Genomic DNA, 15,130 nt, shown 5'->3' with positions numbered 1-15,130 from the left:
CGCGCCGTCAGGCGCGCTTCGGCAATCGCGCCATCCGCGTGCCGCTGTAGCGGTCGTGGAAGGTCAGGCGTTCGCGATCCAGCCACGCCCACCAGAACCCCGATCCCGCCGCCAGCGTCGAGACCGTCGCCAGCGTGTAGCGACGCCACAATGCCGCGCGTGTCGGCGCATCCCCTGCGGCGGTGACCACTTTCAGTCGCCAGGGCCGCATGCCGAGCGTCTGCCCGCCGCGTTGCCAGCTCCACGTGGCGTACACGCCGGTGACGGCCCAGCAGCAGATCCAGAGCAGCCACCACAACGGGCTGAAGGGTGGGATGTTGTGACGGACATTGCCGCTGGCCACCACGTCGATCAGTACGAACGGGACCGCGACGGCGATCCACAGCGCCAGCACGGGCCAGAAGTCGTAGAGCAGCGCGAGCAGGCGCCAGCCGATCAGGGCGCGGGGTTTTCCGGGGAGGGGGGCGGGATGCGTCATCGCGACAGGATACCGGCTAAGGCCCAGCCGCCCATTGGGGGAGCCATGTCAGTCGCAATGGCGAGGCTCCCTCAGACAACTCCGGACAAATGATCCCGCTCGTGGTGAGCCGGTCGAACCCTGCACTTTGCGCTGCATCGACAGGTCACGACAGCCTGCTCTCCCGTGGAAAGCGCGGTTCGACAGGCTCGCCACGGACGATATCCGGGGCACCTGTTAACGGAGTGATCCAGACCTCCGTGGCTACGCCGGGAAAGGCTGTCTGCGTTCATTCCTGTAATCGCGCGGTCTCTGGCGAATGACGTCGCTCCCACAAGGGGGATATGCATCGCCTAAGCTTGCCGCATGACTGCCCGCACGCCCGCCGAACGCCGCCAGCAGGCGAACGCCCTGCCGCCCGTCCCCGACGCCGACGCCGACGCCATCGCGGCATTCCTCGACGTGATCTGGGCCGAGAACGGCTTGGCGAAGCCCTCGCTAGACAGCTACCGGCGCGACCTGGAAGGCTTCGCGCGCTGGCGGAACGGACGTGCAGGCGGACTGGCCGCCGCGGATCGCGCGGCCCTGTTCGATTACCTGGCGTGGCGCACGCGCGAAGGCTATTCGCCACGCAGCAACGCGCGGCTGCTGTCGGCCCTGCGCGCGTTCTACGCGCAGCGGTTGCGCCGGGGCGAACGTGCGGACGACCCCACCGCGCTGCTCGATCCGCCGCGCCTGCCGCGCTCGTTGCCGAAGGCCCTGGCCGAAACCGAGATCGACGCGCTGCTGGCCGCGCCCGACACCGCCACGCCGCTGGGCCTGCGCGACCGCGCGATGCTCGAACTGATGTACGCCGCAGGCCTGCGGGTCAGCGAACTGGTCACGCTGCCCGCGACGGCGGTGAACCTGCGGCAGGGCGTATTGAGGGTCACCGGCAAGGGCAGCAAGGACCGGCTGGTGCCCTTGGGCGAGGAGTCGCAGCACTGGCTGGAAACCTACCTGGCGCAGGCGCGCCCCGTCTTGGCCGGCAAGCGCAGCACGCCCTTCCTGTTCGTGGGCGCGGGTGCCGACCCGCCGACCCGGCAGCAGTTCTGGGGGCTGGTGAAGCGTTACGCGGCGCTGGCCGGCATCGATCCGGTCCGGATCAGTCCCCACGGGCTGCGGCACAGCTTCGCCACCCACCTGCTCAACCGGGGCGCCGACCTGCGCGCGCTGCAGATGCTGCTGGGGCACAGTTCGCTGTCGACCACGCAGATCTACACCCTGGTCGCTCGCGAACATCTCAAGCAACTGCACGGCCGGCATCATCCGCGGGCATGACGCGGGTCACGCTGGCGGGCGGTTAAGCCGCCTGCGTGGCGCCGTGTGCCAGAATCCCCGTCTGTTCCTGCCACCCAGCCGCACCGCGGCATATCCCGGATGCCCTTGATGCCCCGCTTGATGACCGCCGCCCTTCTGGGTGCCCTGAGCCTGACCGCCTGCGCGCAGGCCCCCCAGCCGCCCGTGCAGGACGGTGCCGCGGCCGCGCCCGCCGCCCCGCAGGCGGCCGTGCGCCAGATCAAGGCAGGCGTGGGCGCCACCCCCGACGCACGTGCCCGTTCCGCGATCGCCCAGCTCAACCCGCAGGCGAAAGTGGAATACGTCGGCGCCGCACCGTTGCCGGGTTTCCGCGAGGTGATCGCGGGCGGCCAGTTGCTTTACATCAGTGACGACGGACGCTACCTGATGCAGGGCACCGTTCTGGACCTCGACCAGCAGCAGGACCTGATGCAGACCAGCCCGGCGCTCGCCGGCTACCGCAGCAAGCTGATCGCGACCATCCCGCACGCCGAACGCATCGTGTTCGCACCGCCGAACGCCAAGTACACGGTCACCGTGTTCACCGACATCGAATGCGGCTATTGCCGCAAGCTGCACGGCGAAGTGGGCGAGCTCAACCGTCTGGGCATCGCGGTGGAATACCTGGCGTTCCCGCGCATGGGCCTGGGCAGCCAGGACCACAAGGACATGATCTCGGTCTGGTGCGCCCCGGACCGCAAGCGTGCCCTGACCGACGCCAAGGCCGGCAAGTCGATCCCCTCGCGCGACTGCAAGAATCCGGTGACGATGGAATTCGACGTCGGCCAGCGCATCGGCGTCAGCGGCACCCCGGCGATCTATTCGGCCGAAGGCGTCCAACTGGGCGGCTACCTGCCGCCGGCCGCCTTGAAGGCCAGGCTGGACGAACTGGCCGCCAAGGCGGCGCCAGCCGCCGCTGCCGGCGCCCTGTGACATCCCCGAAGCCGGCCTTGCGCCGGCGCTTCGCTACAATAGCGGGCCCCGTCCTGACGGCTACGCCCCCACGGTTCCGGACATGATCGTCCTCGAAGGCCAACCGGCCTTGTCGCACTTCCGCCGCGCGCGGCTCGAATCCAAGCTCCAGTCGATGGCCTCCGGTGTCCGCATCTGCGGTGCCTGGCATGTCTATTTCATCGAGCCGGAGGCGGGCGCGACGCCCGATCTGGCCACGTTGCGCCGCATCCTGCAGGCGGGTGACGAGGCGGCGGCGCTGGCCGATGGCGCGGTATCGCGCTTCGTCACCCCGCGCCTGGGTACGCTGTCGCCGTGGGCCAGCAAGGCCACCGAACTGCTGCGCGGCGCGGGCCAGCCGGTGAAGCGCGTCGAGCGCGGCTTGCGCATCGATCTTGAAGGCTGGGACGACGGCCAGCCGGCGCTGGCCAAGGCGCTGCACGACCCGATGACGCAGTCCCTGCTGACCACCCGCGACCAGGCGCAGGCCTTGTTCACCGCGCCCGCGCGCGGCGAACTGGAGCGCATCCCGCTGGCGCAGCTGGAAGCGGCCAACACCCGCCTGGGCCTGGCGCTGGCGGACGACGAGATCGACTACCTGCGCACGCGCTACACCGAACTCGGCCGCGACCCCTCGGACGTCGAACTGATGATGTTCGCGCAGGCGAACTCCGAGCACTGCCGGCACAAGATCTTCAACGCCAGCTGGACCATCGACGGCAAGGAGCAGGACCGCTCGCTGTTCCGGATGATCAAGCACACCCACGCGCAGACGCCGGAACACACGCTCAGCGCCTACAGCGACAACGCCGCGGTGGTCGAAGGCTACCCGGCGGCGCGCTTCCGTCCGGACGGAAGCGGCCAGTACCGCCTCGAGGCGACGCTGGATTCGGCTTTCTGCATCAAGGTGGAAACGCATAACCATCCCACCGCGATCGCGCCGTTCCCCGGCGCCAGCACCGGTGCCGGTGGCGAGATCCGCGACGAGGGCGCCACCGGCCGCGGTGGCAAGCCCAAGGCCGGCCTGACCGGCTTCTCGGTGTCGCACCTGCGCATCCCCACGCTGCCTCAGCCGTGGGAAGCGACGCGCGCGCTGAATCCGCGCATGGCGCCAGCGCTGGACATCATGCTCGACGGCCCGTTGGGCGGCGCCGCGTTCAACAACGAATTCGGCCGGCCGAACCTGCTGGGTTACTTCCGCAGTTTCGAGCTGCCCGAAGGCGCCGGTCTGACCCGTGCCTACGACAAGCCGATCATGCTGGCCGGTGGCCTGGGTGCCATCGACCGCATCCAGGTGGAAAAGAAGACGCTGTCGGCCGGTGACGCGGTGATCGTGCTCGGCGGTCCGGCCATGCTGATCGGCCTGGGTGGCGGTGCCGCCAGCTCGGTGGCCTCGGGCGAGAGCGCAGAGGAACTCGATTTCGCCAGCGTGCAGCGCGACAACCCGGAGATGGAGCGCCGCTGCCAGGAAGTCATCGACCGCTGCGTGGCGATGGGCGGAGACAATCCGATCCTGTGGTTCCACGACGTGGGCGCGGGCGGCCTGTCCAACGCGATCCCCGAACTGCTGCACGATTCCGGCGTGGGCGGCGTGATCGACCTGGGCAAGGTGCCCAGCGACGATCCCTCGCTGTCGCCGATGCAGCTGTGGTGCAACGAATCGCAGGAACGTTACGTGCTCGGTGTGCCGCAGGCGCGGCTGGCCGAATTCGCGGCGATATGCGAACGCGAGCGTTGTCCGTTCGCCGCCGTCGGTATCGCCACGAAGGAAGAGCGGCTCGTGGTGGGTTATGGCGCGCTGGCGGATGCCTCCCTTCTCCCTGCGGGAGAAGGTGCCCGAAGGGCGGATGAGGGGAACAATGCGGATGTTTCCGCGTCCGCAAATTCCGGCGCACCCCCGTCTTCGCCGAACCCTCACCCCAACCCCTCTCCCGACGGGAGAGGGGCTTATCCCATCGACCTGCCGATGGACGTGCTGTTCGGCAAGGCGCCGAAGATGCACCGCGATACCGGATATCCCGATGCGCCGAAGTGGCCCGCCCTGCAGACGGCAAGCCTGGATCTGCGTGACGCCGGCCTGCGCGTGCTCGCGCACCCCACGGTCGCCTCCAAGCAGTTCCTGATCACCATCGGCGATCGCAGCGTCGGCGGTCTGACCGCACGCGACCAGCTGGTCGGCCCGTGGCAGATGCCGGTGGCCGATTGCGCCATCACGCTGAGCGGCTATGAAGGCTTCGTCGGCGAAGCGATGGCCATCGGCGAACGCACGCCGCTGTCCCTGCTCGATGCCGCTGCCGCCGCCCGTATGGCAGTGGGCGAGGCCATCACCAACCTGTGCGCCGCGCCGGTGGAATCGCTGCATCGCGTGAAGCTGTCCGCCAACTGGATGGCCGCCGCCGGCCATCCCGGCGAGGACGCGCTGCTGTTCGATGCGGTGAAGGCCGTGGGCATGGAGCTGTGCCCGGACCTGGACATCAGCATCCCGGTCGGCAAGGACTCGCTGTCGATGCAGGCGCAGTGGCACAGCGATGGCCAGGCGCAGAAATCCGTCTCGCCCGTCTCCCTGATCATCAGCGCCTTCGCGCCGGTGACCGACGTGCGCCGGCAACTGACGCCGCTGCTGTCGCGCGAAGACGACAGCGAGCTGTGGCTGATCGGCCTGGGTGCGGGCAAGAAGCGTCTCGGCGGTTCCGTGCTGGCGCAGGTATATCCGCAGTCGGGCGGCGAGGGCGCGTGGCCGGCGTTCGCCGGCGACGGTCGTGACGAAAGCGTGCCGGATCTCGACGATCCGCAGCGCCTGCGCGACTTCTTCCACCTGATCGCGGATGCGCGCGAAGCCGGCCTGCTGCTGGCCTACCACGACCGCAGCGACGGCGGCGCGTTCGCCGCGTTGTGCGAAATGGCATTCGCCTCGCATCGGGGCCTGGACATCAACCTGGACGGCTGGGGCGACGATGCCTTCCGCACGCTGTTCGCCGAGGAACTGGGCGCGGTGGTGCAGGTGGCCGACGAGGACCGTGCCGCGTTCGCCGACCTGATCGAACACCATGCGCTGACGGAGTGCGCGCAGCGCATCGCGCGCCCGACGACTGCGGCCGTGGTGCGCGTGCAGCAGGAGGGTGACGTGCTGGCCGAATGGCGCTGGGAAGAGCTGTTCGATGCCTGGTGGTCGGTGACGCACGCGATGCAGAAGCTGCGCGACAATCCGGAGACGGCCGATGAGGAGCGCGAGACCACGCGCCAGTTCGGCCGCACCGGGCTGAAACCGAAGCTGTCGTTCGATGCGGGCGACGATGTCGCTGCGCCGTTCATCGCTATGGGCAAACGCCCGAAGGTCGCGATCCTGCGCGAGCAGGGTGTCAATGGCCAGATCGAAATGGCGTCGGCCTTCACCCGCGCCGGTTTCGATGCGTTCGACGTGCACATGAGCGACCTGATCAGCGGCCGCGTGGCGCTGGATGGTTTCAGCGGTCTCGCCGCTTGCGGTGGCTTCAGCTACGGCGACGTGCTGGGCGCGGGCCGCGGCTGGGCGACCTCGATCCTCGAGCGCAGCGCGCTGCGTGATGCGTTCGCGGCGTTCTTCGCGCGCGACAACACGTTCTCGCTGGGTGTCTGCAATGGTTGCCAGATGATGAGCCAGTTGAAGGACATCATCCCCGGTGCGACGCACTGGCCCCGCTTCCTGCGCAACCGCAGCGAACAGTTCGAGGCGCGGGTGTCGTTGCTCGAAGTAGTGGAATCGCCGTCGGTGTTCTTCCGTGGCATGGCCGGCTCGCGCATCCCGGTCGCGGTCGCGCATGGCGAAGGGCGCGCGGACTTCGCCAGTACGGCCGACCAGGGCGCGGTCCGCGTCGCGTTGCGCTTCATCGATGGCGATGGCCAGGTGGCTGCGTCGTATCCGCAGAATCCGAACGGTTCGCCCGACGGCATCACCGGCCTGACCAGCGACGACGGTCGCGCCACCATCCTGATGCCGCACCCGGAACGCACCCCGCGCAGCGCCAACCACAGCTGGCATCCGGCCGACTGGCCGGAAGATTCGCCGTGGCTGCGCATGTTCCGCAATGCGCGGGTGTGGGTGGGATGATCGTGCGCGCCCGCCGGCGACGGCGGGCCACGCCCGGGCAACGCGGCACCTGATAAAGTCCGGGCCTTCAAGGAGGCTTCCGTGAACGCTGCCGCGCTCGACAATCCGCTTTCCGACGACGAGCGCATCGTCGCGGCCCTGCTGGCGCGCGGACGCCTGAAGGAGGCCGACCTGGCGCGTGCCCGCCGGCTGCAGGACGAGACCGGTGGCGATCTGCTGGCGCTGCTGTCGCGGCTGGGACTGATCTCCGAGCGCGACCATGCCGAGACCGCCGCCGAGGTGCTGGAGCTTCCCCTGGTCGCGGCGAAGGATGCGCCGGACGCGCCGCCGGAATCGGTGGTGCTCTCGCAGCGTTTCCTCAAGCAGTTCCATGTCTGCCCGGTGGGCGAGGACGAGGCCCACGTCGATCTGCTGATGGCCGATCCGCAGGACCGCTACGCGCTGGAAGCGGTGCGCCTGGCGACCGGCCGCGCAGTGCGGCCCCGCGTGGCGCTGCGCTCGGAGATCAGCGACCTGATCGAGCGTTACTACGGGCAGGGCCGCAGCGCGATGGGCGCCATCGTTGAGAACGCGGATGGCGAAACCACCGCCGATCTGGACGATGTCGAGCACCTGCGCGACCTCGCTTCCGAGGCGCCGGTCATCCGCCTGGTCAACCTGGTCATCCAGCGTGCGGTCGAGCTGCGCGCGTCGGACATCCACATCGAACCGTTCGAGAACCGCCTGAAGGTGCGCTACCGCATCGACGGCGTGCTGGAGGAAGGCGAAAGCCCGCCCGCCAACCTGACTGCGGCGGTCATCAGTCGCGTCAAGATCATGGCCAAGCTCAACATCGCCGAGCGCCGCCTGCCGCAGGACGGGCGCATCATGCTGCGCGTGCAGGGCAAGGAACTGGACCTTCGCGTCAGCACCATGCCCACCGCGCACGGCGAAAGCGTGGTGATGCGCCTGCTGGACCGCGAGACGGTGGTGTTCGACTTCAAGAAGCTGGGCTTCACCGATGCGTTCCTGCCGCAGTTCCAGAAGGTGCTGGAACAACCACACGGCATCCTGCTGGTCACCGGTCCAACCGGCTCGGGCAAGACCACCACGCTGTACACCGCGCTGAGCAGGCTCAACACACCGGACGTCAAGATCATCACGGTCGAGGACCCGGTCGAGTACCAGATCGAAGGCATCAACCAGATCCAGGCCAAGCCGCAGATCGGTCTGGATTTCGCGCATGCGCTGCGCAGCATCGTGCGCCAGGACCCGGACATCATCATGATCGGCGAAATGCGCGATCTTGAAACCGCGCGCATCGCCATCCAATCCGCGCTGACCGGCCACCTGGTGCTCAGCACGCTGCACACCAACAATGCGGCCGGCGGCATCACCCGCATGCTGGACATGGGCGTGGAGGACTATCTGATGACCTCCACGGTCAACGGCATCCTGGCCCAGCGGCTGGTGCGGCGGCTGGAGCCCACGCATGCGGAGCGGTACCCCGCATCGCCCGAGGAAATCGAGAAATTCGCCCTGCGCCGCTTCCAGCCGCATGGCGAGATCTACCTGTATCGCCCGCGCGGTTCGGCCATCGCGCCGACCGGTTACCTGGGACGCACCACCATCGTCGAGTTCCTGGTGATGAACGACGAAATCCGCCGCGCCATCATGCGCCACGCCGGGATGGGCGAACTGGAACAGCTCGCGCGCGACTCGGGCATGCGCACCATGTACGAGGACGGCATCGTCAAGGCGCTTGCCGGCGAGACGACCATCGAGGAAGTGCTGCGCGTGACCGAGGAGGGCTGAGGCGATGAACAGGATGCGTGCGGGCTGCCTGGTCGTGGCGATGTGCGCGATACCGGCCGTCGCGTCGGCCGGCAAGGCCGCGCCGAAGACGCTGGCGCGCGGCGAGCTCCCGGCCGGCTTCGCGGTCGGCACGGCATCGCCGTCGCTGGCGCTGCAGGTCGAGATCGTCGACGGCAAGGTCACGGCGTCCGCGCCGGCCGGCGGTGAACCGGGTAACCTGCGCGCCGCGCGCAGTGGCGACGCTGCACAGACCACCTTGATGGTCAGCAGCACGTTGCCGGTAGCGATCAAGTTCGATCTTTACGTCTCGATGGACGGAGAGCAGTTCACCTACGCCAGCAGCTGCGGCGTCACCCCGGGCATTTCTTCTTTCGAGATGTGGGAACAGCCGGTGAAGCATTTCGCGCTGGGCAACCCCCGCGTGCTGCCTGCCGGCCGCATGGCCTGCGACTGAGTCCGGGCTTCCGGCAGGGAACAAGGGCCCGGCAATGCCGGGCCCTTGTCTGTTGCGCAAACGGAACTTACAGGTCGATACCGAAACCCACGCCGGCCGACTTCTCGTCACCGCTGAATGCGCCGCCGATGCTGAAGGACGCACGCTCGCCGATGGGTTTGGAATAGCCCACCGACAGCGCGTTCTCGCCGTTCTGCCAGCCCGCACCCACGGCCACGCGGCCGCGCGGGCTGCGGCTGCCCGCTGCATTGATCGCCATGTTCAACATCGCCGAGCTCATCGCACCCATCCTGTCGAGCCTGCGATCCTGCTCGGAGAAGCGGCGGTCCACGTCACCACGGAAGGCATTGAAGTCGTCCTCCAGCGCCTTGACCTGGAAGTCGGCATAGGCCTTCGCGCTGGCCAACGTGCTCGCCGAGGATTGATCCGTATAGGACTGTGCGCTGCTGAGCGTGTTGGCGTCGCCCGCATCGGCGTAGGACGCGGCCGCTGCCGGCACGTCCGCTGCCGCGGTGGCGTCGGTCGGTGCCGCGACCGCAGGTTGGCCACTGGTCACGGCGCCGCTGCCGGCTGCATCCGTGGTCGTCGCCGTGCCGCGTGTCGGTGTCGACGGGGTCCCGCCGGTGCTCGGCGCGGACGCCGTTTCGCCGGCGACCTGGCCCTGGCTGGCCTGCGTCGGCGGCGCCGCACGGGTGGATGCCGTGGTGCCGCTGCTCGATCCGCTGTGCATCCCGTACAACTCGTTGAGCTTGGCGTCGACGGCGGTGAATGCCGCGCCCACGTTGTTGTACGACGTGCCCTGGATCGTGTAGCTCGGCGCGATGAACACGCCGCCGGAGAAGCCGGCGCCGCCGCCCAATGCACTGGCGACGAAACTCAGCTGCGACAGGTTCACGGCATCGGTGGCCTGGGTGCCGGCCGCGACGTTGGTGATCTGCCGCTCGCTGCCGGCGCTGCCGACGGAGACCGTGTCCTCGCGGTCGGCCACCGAATCGCCGCCGATGGCGACGCTGTTGTCGGCTTCCGCCGTTGCCAGGTTGCCCAGCGCGACGGCGTTGAATCCCGGCGTGTACGCACCGCCGCCGACGGCAACGGAGTAATCACCCGAGGCTTCCGTCGCCAGCGCGCCGAAGAAGGCGCCACCCACCGCCACGCTGTTGTCGCCGCTGGCGATGGCGCGGGAGCCTACTGCTGTCGCGTCGAAGTTGCTGGCGGTGGCGGCGAAGCCCAGCGCGGTGGCGCTGTCGCTGCCGGCCTCGGCGCCATACCCGAACGCGGATGCACCGAAATCGGACGCGCTGCTGTATCCACCGGCGGCGGTGGCGGCGTCACCCGACGCATCGCTGCGGAAACCGGTCGCGGTGGCCTGCAGGCCCGACGCGGCGCTTTCCGTGCCGGTTGCGGTGGCGTAGGCGCCCGACGCCGCGGCGCCCGCGCCGGTCGCGGTCGCGCCGGTGTCGCCGGCCACCGCGCCTGCTCCCACCGCCGTGGCGTCATCCGCCGTCGCCTCGGTGCTCGCGTAGACAGGATTGCCGTCTTCATCGAGCAGGGGATCGCCGTTGTCGTCGAACAGCTGGCGCTGTCCGCCGATCGCAACCGATCCCGCTCCCGCCGCCTGCGCACCGGTGCCGTTGGCGACGCTGTTCTCGCCGGTGGCGGTGGCATTGAAGCCGCTGGCCGTTGCGCCGTTCGCGAGCGCGAAGGCGCCCGAACCCGTGGCGGTCGCACCGACACCGTCAGCCAGCGCGGCCGAACCGGAGGCCGTTGCGTAGTCGCCGGTGGCGGTGGCGTCATCGCTGCCGTCGCCTGCGCCATTGGCCTTGAAGTAGCGCGTGGCATTTTCCGATGCATCGGCGAGGGCGTTGAGCTGGTCCAGGTTCACCGCATCGGTGCCTTCGGTACCTGCGGCCACGTTGGTGATCTGGCGTTCCGCCCCGACATCGCCCACCGACACCGTGTCGTCGCGGTCGTTCCACGAATTGGCGCCGATCGCCACGCTGTTGGTCGCGCCCGCCACCGAGTTCACGCCCAGCGCCACGCTGTCGTCACCATCGGCGTAACTGTTGTGGCCGATCGCGGTGCTGTACTCGCCCGTGGCCCACGCCCCGTTGCCGAAGGCGGAACCGCCGGTGCCGCTCGCGCGCGTGTTGATCAACCCGAAGAACGTGGTGCCGCCGACGGCCGTGCTTTCCTCGCCGCCGGCACTCGCGCCTTCGCCCACCGCCGTCGCGCCGCTGCCCGCCGCGTCGGCGCCGTAGCCGAATGCCGAGGCGAAATCGCCGCCTGCGCTGCTGTAGCCGCCCATGGTGGTGGAAGCGAGACCGGACGCATCGCTGCGGAAGCCCACCGCGGTGGCCTGCGTGTTGGATGCGCTGGCTTCCGTGCCCGAGGCGGTGGAATAGGCCCCGGATGCGTTCGCACCTGCACCGGTAGCCGTTGCACCGGCTTCGCTGGCGATGGCGCCGGCGCCGAGCGCGGTGGCGTCCTCCGCCGTCGCTTCCGTGCTGGCGTAGACAGGATTGCCCTCTTCATCGAGCAGCGGGTCGCCGTTCTCGTCGAACAGCTGGCGTTGTCCGCCGATCGCAACCGACCCAGCACCTGCCGCCTGTGCGCCGGCACCGTTGGCAACGCTGTTCACGCCGGTGGCGGTGGCGTTGAAGCCTGTGGCAGTGGCGCCATCGGCGAGCGCGAACGCACCGGAGCCGGTAGCGGTTGCACCCACGCCGTCCGCCAGCGCGGCAGAACCGGAGGCGGTCGCGTAGTCGCCATTGGCGGTGGCATCGTCGGTGCCGTCATTGGCGCCGTTCGCCTTGAAATAGCGCGTGGCCTCTTCGGAGGCCTCGGCGACTGCGGTCAATTGGTCGACATTGACAGCGTCGGTGCCTTCGGTACCGGCCGCCACGTTGGTGATCTGGCGTTCGCTGCCCACGTCACCCACCGACACCGTGTTGTCGCGATCCGCCACCGAGTTGGCGCCGAGCGCCACGCTGTTGTCGCCCAGCGCGGTGCTGTAGAAGCCGACCGCCGTGCTGCTGTCGCCGCTGGCCCACGACTCCGCGCCCAGCGCCGTGGCGTAATCGCCGGGCGCGTACGAGAAGAAGCCTGCCGCGGTGCTCTCCAGGCCGGAGGCTTCCGACAGGCTGCCGGCGGCCAGGCTGTAGTCGCCCGCCGCGATCGCACCGGAACCGAACGCCGCTGCGCTGAAGCCGCTCGCCTGCGTATAGACGAGGAAACCGAACCCGGGAAGCAGGTCTGCCGGGCCGCCGACGGCCACGCTGTAGTCCCCGGTCGCATCGCTCGCATGGCCGAAGCTGGAGGCGTATGAACCCGTGGCCGTGCTGCCGTAGCCGAACGCGGAACTGGCTTCGCCACTCGCTTCGCTGAGTACGCCGAACGACGAGCTGCCGAGGGCCGATGCCAGGCTGCCGGAGCCCACTGCCGTCGCGCCGAGGCCGGACGCCACGGTGTTGACGGTGATCGGATTGCCGTCGGCATCGAACGCATCCACCTGTCCGCCGACGGCAATGCTGGATTCGCCACTGGCTTCGGCGCTGCTGCCGTTGGCGAGGCTGTTGCTGCCGGTGGCGGTGGCGTTGAAGCCGGTCGCCGTCGCACCGTCGGCCAGGGCGAACGCGCCGGAACCCGTCGCCGTCGCACCGGCACCGTCGGCAAAGGCCGCCGAGCCCGATGCCGTCGCGTAGTCGCCATTGGCGGTCGCATCGTCGCTGCCATCGCCTTCGCCATTGGCCTTGAAGTAGCGGGTGGCGTCCTCCGATGCCTCGGCGACGGCGTTCAACTGATCCAGATTGACCGCATCGGTGCCTTCGGTACCGGCGGCGACGTTGGTGATCTGCCGTTCGCTGCCGGCACTGCCAATGGAGACCGTGTCCTCGCGGTCGGCCACGGAGTCGCCACCGATGGCCACGCTGTTGTCGGCTTCGGCGGTGGCCAGGTTGCCCAGCGCGACGGCATTGAAGCCCGGGGTATACGCGCCGCCGCCGACGGCGACGGAGTAGTCGCCCGAGGCTTCGGTCGGAATGAGGCCGAAGAACGCACCACCGACCGCCACGCTGTTGTCGCCACTGGCGATCGAATTCGATCCGAGCGCCGTCGCATCCCAGTTGCTCGCCACGGCACCGAAACCGAGCGCGGTAGCGCTGTTGCCGCTGGCCTCGGCACCGTAGCCGAACGCGGAGGCACCGAAGTTGGAGGCACTGCTGTAGCTGCCGATGGCAGAGGCGGCATCGTCCGAAGCATCGCTGCGGAAGCCGACGGCCGTCGCCTGGATGCCCGATGCAGCAGCCTCGGTACCGAGCGCGGAGGAATACGCACCGGACGCATTCGCGCCTGCGCCCGTCGCCGTCGCCCCGATGTCGCTGGCGACCGCGCCGGCACCCAGGGCCGTCGCATCGTCCGCCGTCGCCTCCGTGCTGGCGTAGACCGGATTGCCGTCTTCATCGAGCAGCGGCTCGCCGTTCTCGTCGAACAACTGACGCTGTCCGCCGAGCGCGACCGCGCCGGATCCGGATGCCTGCGCGCCCGCACCGCTGGCGACGCTGTTCTCGCCGGTCGCGGTCGCGTTGAAGCCGGTGGCCGTCGCTCCGTCGGCCAGTGCGAACGCGCCAGAGCCCGTCGCGGTCGCACCGACGCCGTCGGCCAGTGCCGCCGAGCCGGACGCTGTCGCATGGTCGCCATTGGCGGTGGCGTCGTCCGTGCCATCGTTGGCGCCGTTCGCCTTGAAGTAGCGCGTGGCGTTTTCCGATGCCTCGGCGACCGCGTTCAATTGATCCAGGTTCACCGCATCGGTGCCCTCGGTACCGGCGGCGACGTTGGTGATCTGCCGTTCGCTGCCAGCGCTTCCGACCGAGACCGTGTCTTCGCGATCGGCAACCGAGTCGCCACCCAGCGCCACGCTGTTGTCTGCGGTTGCAGAGGCGAGGTTGCCGATGGCGGTCGCATTGGTGCCCGGCGCCCACGCGCCGCCACCGACAGCAGTGGAGAAATCGCCCGACGCTTCGGTCGGCAGGAAGCCCAGCAGTGAGCCGCCGACTGCGACGCTGTTGTAGCCCGTTGCGATGGAGCCCGAGCCCAGTGCCGTGCTGTCGCCGCCGCTGGCATCGGCGCCGTAACCGACAGCCGTGTCGAAATCGCCCGAGGCACTGGAGAAGCCGCCGAGCGCGACGGTCGCGATGCCGGTGGCGGTGCTGGTGTGGCCGGCCGCCAGGGCCTGCGTGCCCGAGGCGGTGGAGGAACTGCCGAAGGCGCCGGCGTACGCACCGGTGGCCTGGCTTCCCGTGCCCACCGCGCTGGCGCCGGCGCCCGTCGCGTTCGCCTGCGTGCCGACAGCGGTCGCATTCGCACCGGCGGCGTTGCTCTGGCTGCCCAGCGCCGTCGCGCCTTGCGCGGTCGCGCTGCTGTCGTACCCGACGGCGGTGGCATTCACGCCCGTGGCTTCGGCGTAACCGCCTACGGCAGTCGCTCCTGCCTTGCTGGCAATGCTCTTGTAGCCGACCGCAACCGCATGGCGCCCGGACGCATCGACGCCGTCGCCGCACGACACCGCATTCTCGCCGGGGCGTCCGTCCTTGATCGGATTGCCGCGTGCATCCACACAGTAGGCAGGTCCCGTTCCGATCTGCGGCTTGTCGTTCTGCGGCGGGCCCTTCTGCTTGTCATGGGCCGATGCCGCGCCGAGCGGCGCGCCCGCGAGCAGTGCCGAAGCGAGCAGCGTCACGCCAAGGCGCGCACGCACGCGGGCGCCGGACGACATGACGCCATGCGCGCGTCGGGCGAACTCCGATGCCACCACCAGCATGCCGAGGGAAGGGTTCCACACCTTGCTGTAAATCCTGTTCATGGATCACGTCCTTCATTCTGTGTTTTCGGGGGAATGCGACAGCACCCGACGCCGCGGCGACGGGCGTTCTACGGTGGACTACGTCAGGGAAACAGACAGCGCGGCGCGCGACAGGGGAGGCGCGACGCCGGATTGCACGGGGTGTTCTGCGGAAGCGGGAGAAGGAGATGCGGATGCGGTGGCCGGGCGTGG

The 15,130-nt window shown here is 69.3% G+C and carries 7 protein-coding genes; 5 read left to right on the top strand and 2 right to left on the bottom strand.

Annotated features, from left to right (window positions below):
• Positions 1–7: 7 nt before the first annotated feature.
• On the bottom strand, positions 8–478 hold the full coding sequence (locus ACIPRS_RS05245; protein ID WP_446537757.1) for an RDD family protein: 471 nt from the start codon (positions 476–478) through the stop codon (positions 8–10).
• 345 nt (positions 479–823) lie between these two features.
• Here ACIPRS_RS05245 and xerD point away from each other — a divergent pair, with 345 nt between their 5' ends.
• The 5 genes from xerD to ACIPRS_RS05220 all read left to right on the top strand — a co-directional run bounded on the left by xerD (position 824) and on the right by ACIPRS_RS05220 (position 9,081).
• Entirely contained in the window at positions 824–1,777 is a 954-nt protein-coding gene (gene xerD / locus ACIPRS_RS05240) for a site-specific tyrosine recombinase XerD (protein WP_446537756.1), read from the top strand.
• 108 nt (positions 1,778–1,885) lie between these two features.
• Positions 1,886–2,728, top strand: coding sequence for a thioredoxin fold domain-containing protein (locus tag ACIPRS_RS05235; RefSeq protein WP_192200236.1), 843 nt, complete (start codon positions 1,886–1,888; stop codon positions 2,726–2,728).
• 82 nt (positions 2,729–2,810) lie between these two features.
• Positions 2,811–6,833, top strand: a complete 4,023-nt coding sequence (gene purL, locus ACIPRS_RS05230; protein ID WP_446537755.1) for a phosphoribosylformylglycinamidine synthase — start codon at positions 2,811–2,813, stop codon at positions 6,831–6,833.
• A gap of 81 nt (positions 6,834–6,914) precedes the next feature.
• Positions 6,915–8,627, top strand: a complete 1,713-nt coding sequence (gene gspE, locus ACIPRS_RS05225) for a type II secretion system ATPase GspE (protein WP_446537754.1) — start codon at positions 6,915–6,917, stop codon at positions 8,625–8,627.
• Positions 8,628–8,631: 4 nt separating this feature from the next.
• Positions 8,632–9,081, top strand: coding sequence for a hypothetical protein (locus tag ACIPRS_RS05220; RefSeq protein WP_337730581.1), 450 nt, complete (start codon positions 8,632–8,634; stop codon positions 9,079–9,081).
• A 67-nt stretch (positions 9,082–9,148) separates the two neighbouring features.
• On the opposite strand, the gene ACIPRS_RS05215 is transcribed toward ACIPRS_RS05220, so the two are convergent.
• On the bottom strand, positions 9,149–14,938 hold the full coding sequence (locus ACIPRS_RS05215; protein WP_446537753.1) for an ESPR-type extended signal peptide-containing protein: 5,790 nt from the start codon (positions 14,936–14,938) through the stop codon (positions 9,149–9,151).
• Between the last annotated feature and the right edge of the window lie 192 nt (positions 14,939–15,130).

Source organism: Pseudoxanthomonas sp. LARHCG66, assembly GCF_052871755.1.
The sequence above is the reverse complement of the archived record's forward strand: the minus strand, read 5'-3'. Positions and strand labels throughout refer to the sequence as shown.